At 71.2% G+C, this 15,179-nt stretch carries 16 protein-coding genes and 2 pseudogenes; 11 read left to right on the plus strand and 7 right to left on the minus strand.

What is annotated here, in order from left to right; genetic code table 11:
* Positions 1-65: 65 nt before the first annotated feature.
* The 4 genes and pseudogenes from AC3IF1_RS05910 to AC3IF1_RS05925 form a co-directional block, all read left to right on the plus strand.
* Positions 66-401: pseudogene (locus AC3IF1_RS05910) on the plus strand (integrase core domain-containing protein); the annotation flags it as partial.
* 34 nt (positions 402-435) lie between these two features.
* Positions 436-642 carry a restriction endonuclease gene (locus AC3IF1_RS05915; RefSeq protein WP_489220327.1) on the plus strand — a complete coding sequence of 69 codons (207 nt, stop codon included), beginning with the start codon at positions 436-438 and terminating at the stop codon, positions 640-642.
* Between the two features lie 1,139 nt (positions 643-1,781).
* Positions 1,782-2,087, plus strand: a complete 306-nt coding sequence (locus AC3IF1_RS05920) for a hypothetical protein (protein ID WP_489216498.1) — start codon at positions 1,782-1,784, stop codon at positions 2,085-2,087.
* Between the two features lie 193 nt (positions 2,088-2,280).
* Complete coding sequence (locus AC3IF1_RS05925) at positions 2,281-3,009, plus strand: SDR family oxidoreductase (protein ID WP_489216500.1); 729 nt, start codon at positions 2,281-2,283, stop codon at positions 3,007-3,009.
* A gap of 41 nt (positions 3,010-3,050) precedes the next feature.
* Here AC3IF1_RS05925 and AC3IF1_RS05930 read toward each other — a convergent pair whose 3' ends face one another.
* A complete protein-coding gene (locus tag AC3IF1_RS05930; RefSeq protein ID WP_489216502.1) occupies positions 3,051-4,106 on the minus strand; it encodes an enoyl-CoA hydratase/isomerase family protein in 1,056 nt (351 codons plus the stop codon).
* Between the two features lie 277 nt (positions 4,107-4,383).
* Here AC3IF1_RS05930 and catC point away from each other — a divergent pair, with 277 nt between their 5' ends.
* From catC to AC3IF1_RS05950, 4 genes and pseudogenes are all read left to right on the plus strand, one after another.
* Entirely contained in the window at positions 4,384-4,668 is a 285-nt protein-coding gene (catC, locus tag AC3IF1_RS05935; RefSeq protein ID WP_243964714.1) for a muconolactone Delta-isomerase, read from the plus strand.
* Between the two features lie 13 nt (positions 4,669-4,681).
* Positions 4,682-4,978 (plus strand): YciI family protein, encoded by a 297-nt coding sequence (locus tag AC3IF1_RS05940; protein WP_243964712.1) that lies wholly within the window; start codon positions 4,682-4,684, stop codon positions 4,976-4,978.
* A 16-nt stretch (positions 4,979-4,994) separates the two neighbouring features.
* Positions 4,995-5,792 (plus strand): 3-oxoadipate enol-lactonase, encoded by a 798-nt coding sequence (pcaD, locus tag AC3IF1_RS05945; RefSeq protein ID WP_489216504.1) that lies wholly within the window; start codon positions 4,995-4,997, stop codon positions 5,790-5,792.
* A 131-nt stretch (positions 5,793-5,923) separates the two neighbouring features.
* Positions 5,924-7,129, plus strand: a pseudogene (locus AC3IF1_RS05950) (ABC transporter substrate-binding protein).
* 43 nt (positions 7,130-7,172) lie between these two features.
* Here AC3IF1_RS05950 and AC3IF1_RS05955 read toward each other — a convergent pair.
* The 6 genes from AC3IF1_RS05955 to AC3IF1_RS05980 all read right to left on the minus strand — a co-directional run bounded on the left by AC3IF1_RS05955 (position 7,173) and on the right by AC3IF1_RS05980 (position 11,911).
* Complete coding sequence (locus AC3IF1_RS05955) at positions 7,173-7,616, minus strand: hypothetical protein (RefSeq protein ID WP_489216506.1); 444 nt, start codon at positions 7,614-7,616, stop codon at positions 7,173-7,175.
* 71 nt (positions 7,617-7,687) lie between these two features.
* Positions 7,688-8,158, minus strand: a complete 471-nt coding sequence (locus AC3IF1_RS05960) for a hypothetical protein (protein WP_489216508.1) — start codon at positions 8,156-8,158, stop codon at positions 7,688-7,690.
* A 384-nt stretch (positions 8,159-8,542) separates the two neighbouring features.
* Positions 8,543-8,722 carry a hypothetical protein gene (locus AC3IF1_RS05965; RefSeq protein ID WP_489216510.1) on the minus strand — a complete coding sequence of 60 codons (180 nt, stop codon included), beginning with the start codon at positions 8,720-8,722 and terminating at the stop codon, positions 8,543-8,545.
* Between the two features lie 284 nt (positions 8,723-9,006).
* Positions 9,007-9,687 carry an ABC transporter permease gene (locus tag AC3IF1_RS05970; RefSeq protein WP_489220328.1) on the minus strand — a complete coding sequence of 227 codons (681 nt, stop codon included), beginning with the start codon at positions 9,685-9,687 and terminating at the stop codon, positions 9,007-9,009.
* Positions 9,688-9,746: 59 nt separating this feature from the next.
* Positions 9,747-10,679: an ABC transporter ATP-binding protein gene (locus AC3IF1_RS05975; RefSeq protein ID WP_489220329.1), complete on the minus strand. Its 933-nt coding sequence runs from the start codon at positions 10,677-10,679 to the stop codon at positions 9,747-9,749.
* Positions 10,680-10,690: 11 nt separating this feature from the next.
* Positions 10,691-11,911: an ABC transporter permease gene (locus tag AC3IF1_RS05980; RefSeq protein WP_489216512.1), complete on the minus strand. Its 1,221-nt coding sequence runs from the start codon at positions 11,909-11,911 to the stop codon at positions 10,691-10,693.
* A gap of 411 nt (positions 11,912-12,322) precedes the next feature.
* Between AC3IF1_RS05980 and plsX the strand changes: the two genes are divergently transcribed.
* The 3 genes from plsX to AC3IF1_RS05995 all read left to right on the plus strand — a co-directional run bounded on the left by plsX (position 12,323) and on the right by AC3IF1_RS05995 (position 15,002).
* Positions 12,323-13,357 carry a phosphate acyltransferase PlsX gene (gene plsX, locus AC3IF1_RS05985; protein WP_243964704.1) on the plus strand — a complete coding sequence of 345 codons (1,035 nt, stop codon included), beginning with the start codon at positions 12,323-12,325 and terminating at the stop codon, positions 13,355-13,357.
* 171 nt (positions 13,358-13,528) lie between these two features.
* Positions 13,529-14,521: a beta-ketoacyl-ACP synthase III gene (locus tag AC3IF1_RS05990; RefSeq protein ID WP_489216514.1), complete on the plus strand. Its 993-nt coding sequence runs from the start codon at positions 13,529-13,531 to the stop codon at positions 14,519-14,521.
* Between the two features lie 154 nt (positions 14,522-14,675).
* Entirely contained in the window at positions 14,676-15,002 is a 327-nt protein-coding gene (locus AC3IF1_RS05995) for an integration host factor subunit alpha (RefSeq protein ID WP_243964700.1), read from the plus strand.
* Positions 15,003-15,179: the final 177 nt, after the last annotated feature.

The raw sequence follows: 15,179 nt of genomic DNA on the forward strand, positions 1-15,179 counted from the left end.
CGCTGCGCTCAGCATGGCTTCGCGCGCCGCCCCAGAGCCGTCGAGCCATCTTCCCGATGTGCTATGGGCCTGAGTTCATCGCTCGATCTGTCCGAGATTGGATCGCAGCGGTCGGCTCAGAGACCGCCTACATCGAGCCTGGCAGTCCGTGGGAGAACGGGTACTGCGAGAGCTTCAACGCGAAGCTGCGGGATGAACTCCTCAACGGCGAGGTGTTCTACACCCTCAAGGAAGCCAGCGTCGTAATCGAGCAGTGGCGGACGCACTACAACAGCATCCGGCCGCACTCGTCACTCGGCTACTGCCCGCCTGCGCCGGAGGTCGTCATTTGGCCAACCGAACCGAGCGGCTCAGTGCCGTCCGCTCGCCCGGCCATCGTCACACGACCGACGATGCACTAACTTCGAACCCGGGCCACCAGATGGGGGCAGGCCAATCGACCAGGATCCACTCGGGCTCGACTGCACCTACGTCCAGGCCAAGCGCTACTCCGTCGACAACACGGTGGGCGCCTCGGCCATTCGTGACTTCTTCGGGAACCTCGACCGCTTCGAAGCGACGAAGGGGCTGTTCGTGACGACCTCGTCGCTCATGTCCTCGGCGCGCGAAACGGCGAAAAGCTGTGCAAGCGCATCGTCTTAATCGATGGCCCGTAGCTTTCGCGCCTGATGATCCGCCACGAGGTCGGCTGCCGGATCGAGGAGCGACTCACGATGAAGAAGCTCGATGAGGAGTTTTTCGATGCGTGGTGGCCGGTCCTTATTAGCCGCCTGAGGCGGCCGCTCGCTGAATTTAGAGTGGCGAGCCGTGCGAGAGCATAGTCAATCGCGATTTCCTTTGGCTAACCGCAGGCAGCATTAACGGCGTGATCGTGTTCGATGGGGGCGTCGTCACCCACGACGGAACAGACCTCGACCAAATGGGTCTGCCGGACGGGCTATTCGGTGAAGGTTTATGCGGGGGTCAGCGTGGCCGAGCGCAGCCCTAATTGGGCTAGATGCTTGTCCCTAACGACAGTCCCTATCGTCCCTAAGGAACCATCTAAGTCATTGAAGTTGCAAAAGCGTACCGCATTTCGAGTGCGGTGCATTCAACCGCTCTGCCACCTCTCCAGCCTCGATCTCGATGACGAAGTGCGTGCGGCACCGTCCTCAAAACCGTCGCTTTGGTCATACCGATAGAGCGTCGCCATAGAGATCGGCAACGGTCGCGTCGGATGACCGAGGCGGGTCATAACGGGGTTGCGAAGACAGAGCAAGCGGCGAGAACCGGAACCCGGCGCGATCGCTTCAGCGTGGATAGGGGCGTCTGTGATTCCCGGTTGGTTTGCCGTCTGCGGTGCCGTCCTCGCCGTCGATCCTGCGGTGCGTCTCCGCCTTGGAGGAGCCGGGCCAGCGCCGGCGGGTGATCGATCCGCGGCCCGAAATTCTGCTGCTGTGCGCCCCATCGGGCGGCCTGGTCGATGTCGGCGAGATCCGGCTGTGGGGGCGCAGCGCCTGGAGTTCCTGCGCCGCGTCCCGGCCTGAGAGCGGACCCGTCCCGCCCACGACACCCTCAACGATGGCCGCAACGCGCCGGATGCCGACTCGGCCGGCGCTGCCTCAAGCCGTGGTCCAGCCGATACTGCGAACATCGCCGTCGACCGGAAGCACTTCCTTCGCCGGAGCGGTGCCTGAAATCGCCGCATCCCGGATCCATCGGGCGAACCCGGCCCGGGGGCAGCCGCGTTGCCCCGCCGTGAGACCGTCCAACCCCGGTCTCCGCCCTGGGGAGGACGGAACGTGGCGTACAGCAGATGTCTTGCCGGCCTGGTTCTGGCGGTGGTCGGCGGGGCGCCGGTCACGGCCCTGGCCTGGGGCGTGCCCGGATGCACCAATCTGCCCGAGTACAATCGGGCCCTCGGGGCCCTGCAGGGGATGACGAGCGCCTGCGACATGAGCGTCGAGGAGGCCCGGCGCGTCATCGCGGCCCATGATGGGCGCGCCGCGCCCCCGCCCGCCGTCGCGCCGCCGCAGGCCGCGCCCCCGGCGCGGATTCGCCGCCGGCACCCCCGAAAGCCCCGGTCCCGGCATCGAGCCGGTGCGTGATGCGCTCCGCGCGATCGGATCAAAAACCCGTCGGGACGATCGCGGCGGCGGCCGCGTGGCGGCGGCACGGCATCCGTGCCACCCTTCCGGGAGGGCCGGTGGCCGAGCGAAGAATTCTCGCCGATCGAGGACGTCGTCCAGGGCGATCGCGGCGACCGGCTCCGCACCGACGACAACCTTCTGGGGGCGGGGAATGGCAGATCTCTCGGGAAAGACGGTCCTGATCACGGCGGCGGGGCAGGGAATCGGCCGGGCGAGCGCCCTCGCCTTCGCGCGCGCCGGGGCACGGGTCCACGCCACCGACATCGACGCGGCCGCCCTCGCCGACCTCCGGGCGGACACGCTCAGCACCGCGATCCTCGACGTGCTCGACGCGGGCGCGATCGCCGCCCTGGTGGAGCGCATCGGCCGGGTCGACGTGCTGTTCAACTGCGCCGGCGTGGTCCAGGGCGGGACCGTCCTCGAGATGCAGGAGGCCGAGCTCGACTTCGCCCTCGACCTCAACGTCAAGGCGATGGTCCGCACCATCCGGGCGGTGCTGCCCGGCATGGTGGAACGCCGCGACGGGGCCATCGTCAACATGGCCTCGGTCGCCTCCTCGGTGAAGGGCGTGCCGAACCGCTGCGCCTACGGCCTCACCAAGGCGGCGGTGATCGGGCTGACCAAGTCGGTCGCGGCCGATTACGTCGCCCACAACATCCGCTGCAACGCGATCTGTCCGGGCACGGTGGAGAGCCCGTCGCTGCAGGCGCGCATCCGGGCGCAGGGCGATTACGCGCAGACCCGCGCCGCCTTCGTCGCCCGCCAGCCGATCGGGCGGCTCGGCACGCCGGAGGAGATCGCCGACCTCGCCGTCTATCTGGCGGGGGCGACCTACACCACCGGCCAGGCCGTCGTCGCCGACGGCGGCTGGACGATCTGAGCCCCGTCACGGGACGGGCCGAACCCGGCTGGCCAGACGCCTCAGGTGAAGCTCGGCTCCGGCACGTCCCGCGGTTCGAAGGCGGCCCGGATGGCGGCCGGGTCGACGGCGTCGAGCGTGGCGGGCTGCCAGGCCGGCCGGTTGTCCTTGTCGACGAGCACCGCGCGCACGCCCTCGAAGAAATCGTGGCCCCGCATGACGTGCGTCACCAGCCGGTACTCGGTCCGGATGGCGTCGAGGAGGGTCAGGCCGGGTCCGCGCCGCATCTGTTCGTGGGCGAGGCAGAGGCTGGTCGGCGAGCGGCTGCGGAGGATGCGCGCAGTCTCGGCGGCGAAATCCGACCCTTCTGTCGCGTCGAGCCGGGCTAGGACGGCCTCGACGCTTCCGGCGGAGAAGCAGGCCTCGATCAGGGCCGCCTCCCGGACGACCGGCCCCGGCGGCGGCGGGGGGGCGGCGTGCGCGGCCAGGATCGGCTCGACCGGGCCGCCGGCCGCCAGGGCGTCGAGGAGCGCGGGGAACGCGGCGGCGGGCGCGGCATGGGTCGCCAGCCCGAGGGCCAGGGCGTCGCCCGGGCCGATCTTAGATCCGGTCAGGGCCAGGTAGGTGCCGCTGTGACCCGCCAGCCGCGGCAGCAGATAGGTGGTGCCGACATCCGGAATGAAGCCGATGCCGACCTCCGGCATGGCGAAGGCATACGCGTCGGACGCCACCCGGTACGGCCCGTGCACCGAGATTCCGACGCCGCCGCCCATGACGATGCCGTCGATCAGGGCGACGACGGGCTTGGGATAGCGGGCGAGCGCCGCGACGAGTTCGTACTCGCCGCGCCAGATCGCGAACATCGCCTCCATCTCGCCCGCGCGGGCGGCCTCGTAGATGCGCCGGACGTCACCGCCCGCGCAGAAGGCGCGTCCGCCGCTGCCGCGCAGAACCACGCGGGTCACGCGCTCATCCGCCGCCCAGTCCCGGAGCTGCGCCTGCATCGCCTGGATCATGCCGAGCGTCAGGGCGTTCAGGGCCTTCGGCCGGTCGAGCGTGACGAGTCCGAGCGGCCCGCGCGCCTCGAAGGCCACTTCGTCTGTCGAATGTCCCGTCATCGTCGGCCGCATCCGCCCGGTATGAACTTCGCCCCACCGGCGTTTGAATAGGCCTGCATCCGGGGCGCCGCAACGATCGGCGCCTTGGCCCCGCCCCCTCCGCCGACGCGGCCCCGGTGCGGGCCGCGGGGTATCAGGGGCTACAGAATCGGCACGATGGTTCCGGGCCGCCCACCGCGACCGTTGCGGCCCGGCCCCGTCTCTGCTCCTCACCGGTGACCGGGTCGCCTCTCAGGGCCGATGCGGGCTGACATCCGGTCGGCGAAGGACGGACGACATGCTCTATTTGGTCCATATGCAGGTCAACATTCCCGACACCCTGCCGAAGGCGGAGGCCGATCGCCTGAAGGCCGACGAAAAGGCCTACGCCCAGAAACTGCAGCAGGCGGGGACGTGGCGGCACCTGTGGCGCGTCGCCGGCCAGTACGCCAATTACAGCGTCTTCGACGTCGCCGGCAACGACGCGCTCCACGAGACCCTGACGGCGCTGCCGCTCTACCCGTACATGTCGATCCAGGTCACGCCGCTGGCGCAGCATCCCTCCGCCATCGCCGCCAACTGAGAGGTCGCGGATCATGCCCTACATCATCGAGACCTTCGACAAGGCCGGCAGCCTGGAGGTCCGCAAGGCGCATCGCGCCGCGCATCTCGCCTATCTCGACCGGATCAAGGACCGTCTCCTCGCCTGCGGCGCGAAGCTGAACGACGACGGCAGCGACGCGGGCGGCGGCCTGTACGTCGTCGATGTCGAGACCCGCGCCGAGGCCGAGGCGCTGATCCAGGCGGATCCCTTCCACGCGGTCGGCCTGTTCGCGCGCGTCGAGATCCGGCGCTGGCGCAAGGCCTATCTCGACGGCCGAAGCTATCTCTGAAGGGGAGGGCACGCAGATGGCTTTCGCTGACCTCGGCGGCGTCCGGTTGCACTACCGGACCGATGGCGACCCCGCCAAACCCGCGCTCCTGCTGTCCAACTCGCTGGGCGCGGCGCTGGACATGTGGGCACCGCAGGTCGAACCCTTCGCGGACCGGTTCCACCTGATCCGCTACGACACGCGCGGCCACGGCGCCTCGGATGTCCCGCCGGGACCCTACACGATCGCCGAGCTCGGCCGGGACGCCCTCGGCCTCCTGGATCACCTCGGCATCGGCAGCGCCGATTTCGCCGGTGTGTCGATGGGCGGCCTGACCGGGCAGTGGATCGCCCTGAACCATCCGGAGCGGTTGCGGCGCCTCGCCCTGTGCAACACGGCCGCCTATATCGGCCCCCCGGAGACCTGGACCGGGCGCGTCGAGAAGGTCCGGGCGGACGGCGTCGGCAGCATCGCCGAGACCGTGGTGTCGCGCTGGCTCACGCCGGATTACGCGGCCGCCCGGCCCGAACTGGCGGCGGCCCTGCGCAGGACGCTCGCGTCCACGGCGGCGGAGGGCTACGCGGCCGCCTGCCTGGCGGTGCGCGATGCCGATTTCCGCGCGCAGCTCCCGCAGATTTGCGTGCCGACGCTGGTGATCGCCGGAACGCACGACGCCTCGACGCCCCCGGCGGAGGGCCGCTTCCTGGCGGACCACATCGTCGGTGCGCAGTATCTCGAACTGAGCGGCGCGCATCTGACGAACCTCGAAGATGTGCAGCGCTTCAACGGAGCGCTGATCGCGTTCTTCGGCGCTGGGGCCGGGGGCGCGCCGTAGCCGCCGGCGGCGCGCGGCATCGCGATCCGACAAGACGATCAACACACGGGGGGATCTCTATGGCTGATGGGACCTGGGCGCGGTCACGGCGGAGGCCGGCTCGGCACCGGAGCGCGCGTCGCGGGAGGGGCATGGCCGTGGTTGCGGCGGCGTTCGGCGCGGTCGCCCTCGCGGTCACGTCGGCCGCCGCGCAATATGCCGACGGCGGCATCAAGATCGGCGTCCTGACCGACATGTCGGGCGGCTATTCGGACCTCGCCGGCCGGGGATCGGTGACGGCGGCGCAACTCGCCGTGGAGGATTTCGGCCGTCCGATCAACGGCCGCAATGTCGAGCTGATCTTCGCCGACCACCAGAACAAGGCCGATATCGCCTCCGCGATCGCGCGGCGGTAGTTCGACACCGAGGGGGTCGACGCGATCTTCGACACCAACTCCTCGGTGGCGGGGCTCGCCGTGCGGGAGGTCGCGCGCGCCAAGGGCAAGATCGACATCAATTCCGGCGCCGGCTCCATGGCGCTGACCAACGCCGCCTGCTCGCCGACCGGCGCCCACTGGACCTGGGATACCTATGCCCTCGCCGCCGGCACCGCCACGGCCCTGGCGGACGATCCCAAGAACACGTGGTTCTTCATCACCGCCGACTACACCTTCGGGCACGATCTGGAGGCCCAGGTCACCCGGGTGGTGACGGCGAAGGGCGGCCGGGTGCTCGGCTCGGTCAAGCATCCGTTCCCCACCGCCGATTTCTCCTCCTATCTCCTGCAGGCGCAGGGGTCGGGCGCCAAGATCATCGGCATGGCCAATGCCGGGGCCGACACGATCAACACCATCAAGCAGGCGAGCGAGTTCGGGATCCCGCAGGGCGGCCAGACGCTGGGCGGGCTCAACATCTTCCTGACCGACATCCACTCCGTCGGGCTCCAGGCCGCCCAGGGCATGATCCTGACGACGGGCTTCTACTGGGACATGGACGAGCAGACGCGGGCCTTCGCCCGGCGCTTCGCCGCGCGGATGGACGGCCGGATGCCGACCATGGTGCAGGCCGGCGATTATTCGGCGGTGCTCCACTTCCTCAAGGCGGCCGAAGCCGCCGGGACGGATGACGGCCTGCGGGTCATGGCCAAGATGCGCGATTTGCCGATCCAGGACTTCTTCGCGCGCAACGCTACGCTGCGCCCGGACGGTCGCATGGTCCACGACATGTACCTCGCGCAGGTGAAGGCGCCCGCGGATTCGCACGGACCGTGGGACTTCTACACGATCCTGAAGACCATCCCGGGCGCGCAGGCGTTCCAGCCCCTGTCGGAGAGCACGTGCAAGCTGGTGAAACAGTGACGCCGCACGCGAACCAAGGCCGCGCGCTGTCGGGACCGCGGGTCTAGGGCTCTTCGGTGGGCGCCCCGGCCACGCCGCCGCGGGCGTGCGCCCAGTCCCGGTCGCGCTCGGCCTGCCGGGCGCGCTGCTCCGCCGTGTAGGCGTCCTGCTCCGCGCGGGTCTGCCGCCGTCGGCGCTCCGCGGCGGTGGAGGCCCGCCGGCGCCAGGCCTCGGTCTCCGCCTTCTGCTGCAGCAACTCCGCGACGGTGATCGGCCTCACCGGCTCCCGGGGCTGGGCCCAGGAATAGGGGCGCCGGGGCGGCGGCGACCCGGTGGGCCGGGCCGCCTGCGGACGCGGCGCCGCACGGGTCGCCTCGGCCAGCGTCAGGCCGGCACCGGCGGCGATGCGCGCCGCCGCCGCCCGGGCCGCCGCGCGCTCGCCGTCCGTGGCGCCCTGCGCGGCGAGCGCCAGGCACTTCTCGAACCGGTCGCGATCGGCGGGCGTCATGGAGGCCGTCATGACCGGTGTCATACCGCCAAGTCGGGCCGCCTGTCCCGCCGATCCGGAGCCCGACCCGGTCAATCCGGCTTGGCGCTCGCGACCGTGTCGGTGAGGCTGTAGCTGCCGCGCTTCTCGCCGACGACCTGAGTGGCGCCGTCGACGGGGGAGTTCAGCCGCCGGGAGCGGATCGTCATCGTGCCGGTCAGGCCCGCGAACTTGCCGGTACCGCCGATCCACGCGCCCGTCCCCTCGCTCACGGCCGCCATGGATTGCACCGGATAGTCCCACTTCTCGTAGACGTGGTCCCCGTCGGCATCGACGTAGTCGCAGTAGCCGTGATTCTCGAAGGTCTTCGCGCCGCTGTCGACCAGCGGGCTCGAAGAGCAGCGCCCGGCCATGTTGTGCAGGAGCCCACTGCCCGCCTCGTTGACGGCGGTCATCGTGAGGATCATGGCCGAGGCCGACCGGTTGTTGCCGATCGACACAGGTTTCGGCACGGCCGGGTTGATCGCCGTATAGGTGATCCGGAATTCGCCCTGACGCGCCATGTCTTCGGCCCCTGCCGTGACCGGGACGAGCAGCAGGAAACCGAATGCCGCGGCCGCACATCGTGCCGATGATGTGATGAGGCTCCGTTCAAACGTCATGGCGATCTCCCAGTTCGGCGCGTTCGAGATTGTTCGCTCGCGATATCGCTGCCGATTTCGCACCGTTCGAATCGGCATCGCCGGTCGATTATTGAATCCGTTGTAAGAAATATTCAACACAAATTGATATGTGCTGCGGAAACATGCGCGGTCGTCGGGATCTGTGGCGGATCGATTTGCGTCAGGTGGTGGAACGCTCGGTAACGTTGCGCTTCTACGCCCGGGCCGGGCTGCGATCACGTGGCAGACTTCCGAAGTGTCCCGCGTCGGAGGATCGTCCTCCGGTCAGGGCCGCTCGCTGGAGGATCCGCCGGTCCGCGCGCCCTTGCCGTCCTGCACCCCGCGCGGCACGACGAGGATGCGCCCCAGAAGGGCCTTGGAATGGCGTGCGGCGCTGCCGACGTCGTCCGGCAGGCGCGAACAGGAGGCGTCGTAGGCCGCGCGCAGCTGGGCGAGCTGGCGCATGCGCGTCTCGGGATCGCTGGAGCCCACGGCGCATCCTTCCGGCGGGCCTTGGTCTGCGGTGCGCCCCCGCACACGAGCCCTGGACCCTCCCGAGTCGGGGCGTTGGAAAACCGTGTCTGAACGATCCCGACGACCTTTCGCGCCGGAACGCCTGGACATGCGCCGCAGGCTCCCCGACCGCGGGGTCAAGGATGCGCGTGCCGTTCTGGTCGGCAGCAACCATCAGACAGGGGGTTCCACGCCCCAGGGCCGCGCGTACGGCCCCGCCGGATTTCTCGTCGCTTCTAGGAACGAAATCCAGCCCGTCGTGCCGCTGCCCGTTCCAGGGCGCGGAAGGCCGCGTCGGTCAGGATCGCCAGCGCCGAGACCACGAGGCCGCCCTGCAGGACGTAGGCGGTGTTGCCGGTGAGCAGGCCCGAGACGATCACCTCGCCCAGGGTGCTGGCCGCCACCGTGGAGCCGATGGTCGCCGTGGCGAGGCCGATGACGGCGGCCAGCCGGATCCCGGAGAGAATCATCGGCAGGGCGAGCGGCAGCTCCACCTGCACGAGCCGCTGGCGATCGGTCAGCCCCATGCCCCGGGCGGCCTCCATCAGGGCCGGGTCGAGCCCGGCGAGGCCGGTGAGCGCGGTCTCGAAGATCGGCAGCAGCCCGTACAGGACGAGGGCGATCAGGGTCGAGACCGTGCCGAAGCCGAAGACCGGCACCGCCAGCGCCAGCACCGCCACGGGCGGGAAGGTCTGGCCGAGATTGGCCACCGCGCGGGCGAAGGGCAGGACCTCGCGCCCGGCCGGGCGGGTCGCCAGGACGGCGCAGCTCACGGCCAGCACGCTCGCCGCCAATGTCGCGGCAGCGACCAGCAGCAGGTGGTCGACGGCGAGCGTCAGGAGCGGGGTCTGCGCGTAGATCGGCGCCGTGCCGCCGGGCGCGAACGGGCGGAACAGCCCCGCGAAGCGCTCCGGCATCACCAGGAACGCGCCCAGCAGGGCGAGGAGCGCGAATTTCGCTACCTGGGAGGCCCGGTTCACGGGCTGCCGCCCTGCGCTTCGAGGGCGGCGCGCGTCACCCGGCCCAGGAGCACGCCGTCGCGGCTGACCGGGAGGGCCGGGCGCCGCGACCAGAGGCTCTCGGCCAGGGCCGCGCGCACCGAGGTCCCGGCCGGGATCGGCTCGCCCGGCGCCGGGCCGGGCTCGACGAGGTCGTCGACGACGCGCAGGGCCATGAGCTGGAAGGCCCGGTCGCCGACGCCGAGGAGGCTGCGCACGAAATCCGACGCCGGCGCGCCGATCAGCGCCGCCGGGGCGTCCTCCTGGACGAGCCGGCCCCGGTCCATCACGGCGATCCGATCGGCGAGGCGCAGGGCCTCGTCCATGTCGTGGGTCACCAGCACGATGGTGGTGCCGTAGCGCTTCTGGATCGCCAGCAGATCCGCCTGGGCCCGGCCCCGGATGATCGGATCGAGGGCGCCGAACGGCTCGTCCATCAGCAGGATCGGCGGCTCGGCGGCCAACGCCCGGGCAACCCCGATCCGCTGCTGCTCGCCGCCCGAGAGGGCCGCCGGCAGCCGGTTCCGGTAGGCGGCCGGATCGAGGTCGAACAGGCTCAGCAGCGCGTCGACCCGGGCGTCGATCCGGCGGCGGTCCCAGCCGAGGAGCCGCGGCACGACCCCGATATTCTCCGCCACGCTCCGGTGGGGGAACAGGCCGTGCCCCTGGATGGCGTAGCCGATGCCGCGGCGCAGGACATGCGGCGGGACGTCCCGGATGTCCCGGCCGGCGATCCGGATCGTGCCGGTGCTCGGCTCGATCAGCCGGTTGATCATCCGCAGCAGGGTCGTCTTGCCGGACCCCGACGTGCCCACCATCGCCAGGATCGTGCCGGCCGCGACCTGCAGGCTGACCTCCGCCACGACCGCGCGCCCGCCGTAGACGCGGCCGACCCCGGCGAGCGCGATCATCGGATCCGGCCTCATGGCGTCCGCTCCGCCCCGGCCCCGGGCCCGGGCCCGGGCCCGCGGCTGAGTTCGATGACCGCGTCGAGCAGCACGGCGGCGGCGCTCGCCAGGGCGACGGTCGGCAGCGCCCCGAGCAGGACGAGATCGCCCGCGGTCTGGCTGATGCCCTGGAAGACGAACACCCCGAGGCCGCCGCCGCCCACGAGGCCGGCGATCACCGCCAGCCCGATATTCTGGACGAGGACGATGCGGATCCCGGTGAGGATCGCCGGCAGCGCCAGGGGCAGCTCCACCTGCGCGAGGCGCTGTCGCCCGGTCATGCCGACGCCCCGGGCGGCGTCGCGCACCGGCCCGGGCACGGCGTCGAGCCCCGCGACGGTCGCGGCCGCCACCGGCAGGAGCGCGTAGGCGAACAGGGCCAGGAAGGCCGGCGCCGCGCCGATCCCCGCGATCCCGAGGCCCGCCGCCCCGGGGATGGTCCGGCCGATCCAGGCAAGCGGCGCGATCAGCATCCCGAACAGCGCCATGGACGGGATGGTCTGCACGACGTTGAGGACCCCGAGCAGCGCCCCGCGCAGGGCCGGGATCGGGCGCGCCAGGAGGGCCGCCGGGATCCCCAGGGCGGCGGCGGCGGCCACCGACGACAGGGCGAGGCCGAGATGGGTCCGGACCTCCCGGCCGAAGGTGTCGGCGCGGCCGGCATATTCCCGCAGGAGCGAGAGGTTGTCCCAGAACCCGGAGCGCAGGGCGAGGCCCCCCAGGACGAGGATCGCCGCGAGCGCCGCGACCCGCATCGCGGGGCCCGGCCGCAGGCGCGCCAGCCCGTCGCCGGTGGCGAGGCCGGCGGCCACGAAGGCCAGCCACCAGCCCGCATCCGGCGAGACCCGGCTGTAGCGATCGCCGGGCGGCGTCAGGTGGTCGGCCGCCCAGCCGGCCGCGAGGCCCAGGAGCAGGAGCGCGGCAGCCGCCGCGGCCAGCCGCAGGGGCGGCGGGATCCGCAGGGCCAGCAGGGGCGCGGCGAGTCCGAGAACGACCAGGAGGGCGAGCGCCGCGCCGGCAGGCAGGGCCGACCAGGCCATGAGGGACGTGCCCGCGGCGATCCTGTTCGGCCGCGCGATCATCAGGGGCAGCGCGAGGAGGCTCGGCCCGATCAGGAGGGCGAGGATCGCGCCCAGCGGGTCGAGGCCGGGGCGGATCGGGCCGCGGCGCTTCAAGGTCGCAGAGGATTCGCCCATGCCGAGGTTCCGGGCGCGACCGCAGGAGCGGGGCCGCGCGTGGCACGGACTTAGTGCCCGGCGGCGCCGTTGCGAACCGCCCCCGCCGGCGGGCGCGGCGGTCACTGGCTCCGGCCCGGGCTTGCGGTTTCACCCTTCAGAAGTGTGTTCATCATCCCGTCGATGGGCACGGCTGTCCAGTGCCGCCACGCGCCCTCCTGGCCTCCCCCGCAGGGCGGAGGACACCCGGGGATGCGATCGACCGTCGGAAAGCCCGGCTCGAAACCGGCGCTGCGGCGTCGCCGGGCGGAGAACGGAACCGCCCGGCGCCCGATTTCATTTGCCCGCCGGGCCGGTATCGCTATGGTCCGCCGCGCCCGGCGGGGCCCGTCCCGCCGGATCCCCCGCCGAGACCCGCGACCCGCTACCGACATGTCCCAACGCGTGTGCATCTCGCTCGACGCCATGGGCGGCGACCACGGGCCCTCCACGGTCGTGCCGGGCGCCGCCCTCGCCCGCGAGCGCCATCCCGACACCACCTTCCTGCTGTTCGGCGACGAGGCGGTGATCGCCCCGCTGGTCGCCAAGGAGCCCCGGCTCAAGGATTGCGTGGAGATCCGCCACACGACCGTGGCGGTGGCCATGGACGACAAGCCCAGCCAGGCGGTCCGCCAGGGCCGGGGCAAGTCGTCCATGTGGCAGGCGATCCAGGCGGTGCGCGACGGGCAGGCCCAGGCCTGCGTGTCGGCCGGCAACACCGGCGCCCTGATGGCGATGTCCAAGATCTGCCTGAAGACCATGTCGGGCATCGAGCGGCCGGCCATCGCCTGCCTGTGGCCGACCGTGCGCGGCGAGAGCGTCGTGCTCGATGTCGGCGCCACCATCGGCACCGATGCCGAGCACCTCGTGGAGATGGCCGTGATGGGCTCGGCCATGGCCCGCATCGTGTTCGACCTCGACCGGCCGACCGTCGGCCTGCTCAACGTCGGTACCGAAGAGATGAAGGGCAACGAGGCGGTTAAGGAGGCGGCCCGGCTGCTGCGCGAGATGGAGAACCCGGGGCTCGCCTATCACGGCTTCGTCGAGGGCACGGATCTCGGGCGCGGCACCGTCGACGTGGTGGTGACCGAGGGTTTCACGGGAAACATCGCCCTGAAGACCGCCGAGGGCACCGCCAAGCAGATCGGCACCTATCTCCGGGCCGCCATGACCCGGACGCTCGCGGCCAAGATCGGCGCCCTGTTCGCCCGGCAGGCCTTCCGGGCGCTCCGGGACAAGATGAATCCGAGCCGCGCCAATGGCGGCGTGTTCCTCGGCCTGGAGGGCATCGTCATCAAGAGCCACGGCTCGGAGAACGCGCAGGGCTTTGCCGCGGCGGTCGACCTGGCGCACGACATGGCCCGCCACGACATGATCCGCACGATCCGCGAGATGCTCGACCAGACGGCGGCCCTGGCGCCGGCCTGACCGTCCGGAGAAGATACGGTGTGCCGGCCCGCACACCGCTCTATGGCGTTCACGCGAACACGGGACGGCGCTCCTCCCTGTCCGTGAGGGGGTGGCGATTCGAACAGCATGGTCAAGGCGTTGACGGTCAGCGGGGATGTCCGAAGTCCCCGCCGCCCGGGAAGGAAAGCGATGTCAGCCCTCCGCATAGAGTCTCCGCAGGCGCTGCGTTCGGTGGTGGTCGGGACCGGATCGAGCCTGCCCGCGCAGGTGGTGACCAACGCGGCCCTGTCCGAGCGGGTCGACACATCGGACGACTGGATCGTCCAGCGCACGGGCATCCGTCAGCGCCACATCGCCGATGCGAGCGAGACCACGTCGGTCCTCGGGGCGCGGGCGGCCGCTTCTGCCCTCGCCGATGCCGGCTTGACGGCGGAGGACATCGACCTGGTGATCTGCGCGACCTCGACGCCGGATCACACCTTCCCGGCCACCGCCACCCAGATCCAGGCGGCGCTCGGCATCCACCAGGGCGCGGCCTTCGATCTGCAAGCGGTCTGCGCCGGCTTCGTGTTCGCGGTCGCCACCGCCGACAAGTTCCTGACCACCGGGGCGGCCCGCCGGGCGCTGGTGATCGGCGCCGAGACCTTCTCGCGGATCCTCGACTGGGAGGACCGCACCACCTGCGTGCTGTTCGGCGACGGCGCCGGGGCGGTGGTGCTCGAGGCGCGGGCGGATGCGGGGGGCCGCGGTGTCCTCAGCGCCAGCCTGCGCTCGGACGGGCGGCATCGCGAAAAACTCTACGTCGACGGCGGCCCGGGCTCGACCGGCACAACCGGCCACCTGCGGATGGCCGGCCGGGACGTGTTCCGGTTCGCCGTCGGGCAGGTCACCGACGTGATCGTCGAGGCCTTCGCCCAGGCTGGCTTCACGGCGGCCGATCTCGACTGGTTCGTGCCCCACCAGGCCAACCGCCGGATCATCGAGGCCTCGGCCGACAAGCTCGGGATCGCCCGGGAGAAGATCGTGCTGACGGTGGACCGTCACGGCAACACCTCGGCCGCCTCGATCCCCCTCGCCCTCGACGTGGCCCGGCGGGACGGCCGCATCCGCGCGGGCGATCTGGTGATGATCGAAGCGATCGGCGGCGGCTTCAGTTGGGGGGCGGCTCTGATCCGCTGGTGACACGCCTGAAACAAATCGGCGTCCCCGCCCGGTTGACCGGGGGCGGAGCGCCGATTAGCGTGCCGGATCATAGGGATACGCCTTCACTGTTCGGCGCGGCATCGATCGCCGCGCCCGACGCCATGGGGCGAGCGATGCGGGCGAGGGGACACGTATGGCAGGCAAGACGGTGACGCGCGCCGACTTGAGCGAGGCCGTCTACCATCAGGTGGGCCTGTCACGGACCGAATCGTCCGCCCTGGTCGAGACCGTGCTGTCGGAGATCTGCGCCTGTCTGGCGAGCGGCGAGACGGTGAAGCTGTCCTCGTTCGGCTCATTCGTGGTGCGCAGCAAGGGCAAGCGCGTCGGCCGCAATCCGAAGACCGGCGTCGAGGTGGCGATCGAGCCGCGTCAGGTGATGGTGTTCAAGCCCTCGAACGTGCTGAAGGCCAAGATCAACGGCCTCAACGGCGCGAACGGCCACGACGACGACGACGAGTGAGCCGGGCCCCGCGGCGCGATGACGGGCCGCCACAACGGTGACGCGGTTGTCTCCCCGCGTGCGGGACTGCCCTGTCCACACATCGCTTCCAGATGACGGCAATGGCCGGACACCGTCCTGCATCTCCTTCCCCCGTAGAGGCGGAGGGAGGGCGCGTGGCAGCACTGCGGCGAGGAC

It is taken from the genome of Methylobacterium sp. E-012 (genome assembly GCF_057836545.1).

Bases quoted from the DNA above. Each gene is read 5' to 3' on its own strand.
- AC3IF1_RS05990 (WP_489216514.1), top strand. From the start codon at position 13,529: ATGTCAGCCCTCCGCATAGAGTCTCCGCAGGCGCTGCGTTCGGTGGTG.
- AC3IF1_RS05925 (WP_489216500.1), top strand. From the start codon at position 2,281: ATGGCAGATCTCTCGGGAAAGACGGTCCTGATCACGGCGGCGGGGCAG.
- AC3IF1_RS05970 (WP_489220328.1), bottom strand. From the start codon at position 9,687: ATGCCGGAGCGCTTCGCGGGGCTGTTCCGCCCGTTCGCGCCCGGCGGC.
- plsX (WP_243964704.1), top strand. From the start codon at position 12,323: ATGTCCCAACGCGTGTGCATCTCGCTCGACGCCATGGGCGGCGACCAC.
- AC3IF1_RS05965 (WP_489216510.1), bottom strand. From the start codon at position 8,722: ATGCGCCAGCTCGCCCAGCTGCGCGCGGCCTACGACGCCTCCTGTTCG.
- AC3IF1_RS05940 (WP_243964712.1), top strand. From the start codon at position 4,682: ATGCCCTACATCATCGAGACCTTCGACAAGGCCGGCAGCCTGGAGGTC.
- AC3IF1_RS05975 (WP_489220329.1), bottom strand. From the start codon at position 10,679: ATGATCGCGCTCGCCGGGGTCGGCCGCGTCTACGGCGGGCGCGCGGTC.
- AC3IF1_RS05995 (WP_243964700.1), top strand. From the start codon at position 14,676: ATGGCAGGCAAGACGGTGACGCGCGCCGACTTGAGCGAGGCCGTCTAC.
- AC3IF1_RS05930 (WP_489216502.1), bottom strand. From the start codon at position 4,106: ATGACGGGACATTCGACAGACGAAGTGGCCTTCGAGGCGCGCGGGCCG.
- catC (WP_243964714.1), top strand. From the start codon at position 4,384: ATGCTCTATTTGGTCCATATGCAGGTCAACATTCCCGACACCCTGCCG.
- AC3IF1_RS05955 (WP_489216506.1), bottom strand. From the start codon at position 7,616: ATGACGCCCGCCGATCGCGACCGGTTCGAGAAGTGCCTGGCGCTCGCC.
- pcaD (WP_489216504.1), top strand. From the start codon at position 4,995: ATGGCTTTCGCTGACCTCGGCGGCGTCCGGTTGCACTACCGGACCGAT.
- AC3IF1_RS05980 (WP_489216512.1), bottom strand. From the start codon at position 11,911: ATGGGCGAATCCTCTGCGACCTTGAAGCGCCGCGGCCCGATCCGCCCC.
- AC3IF1_RS05960 (WP_489216508.1), bottom strand. From the start codon at position 8,158: ATGGCGCGTCAGGGCGAATTCCGGATCACCTATACGGCGATCAACCCG.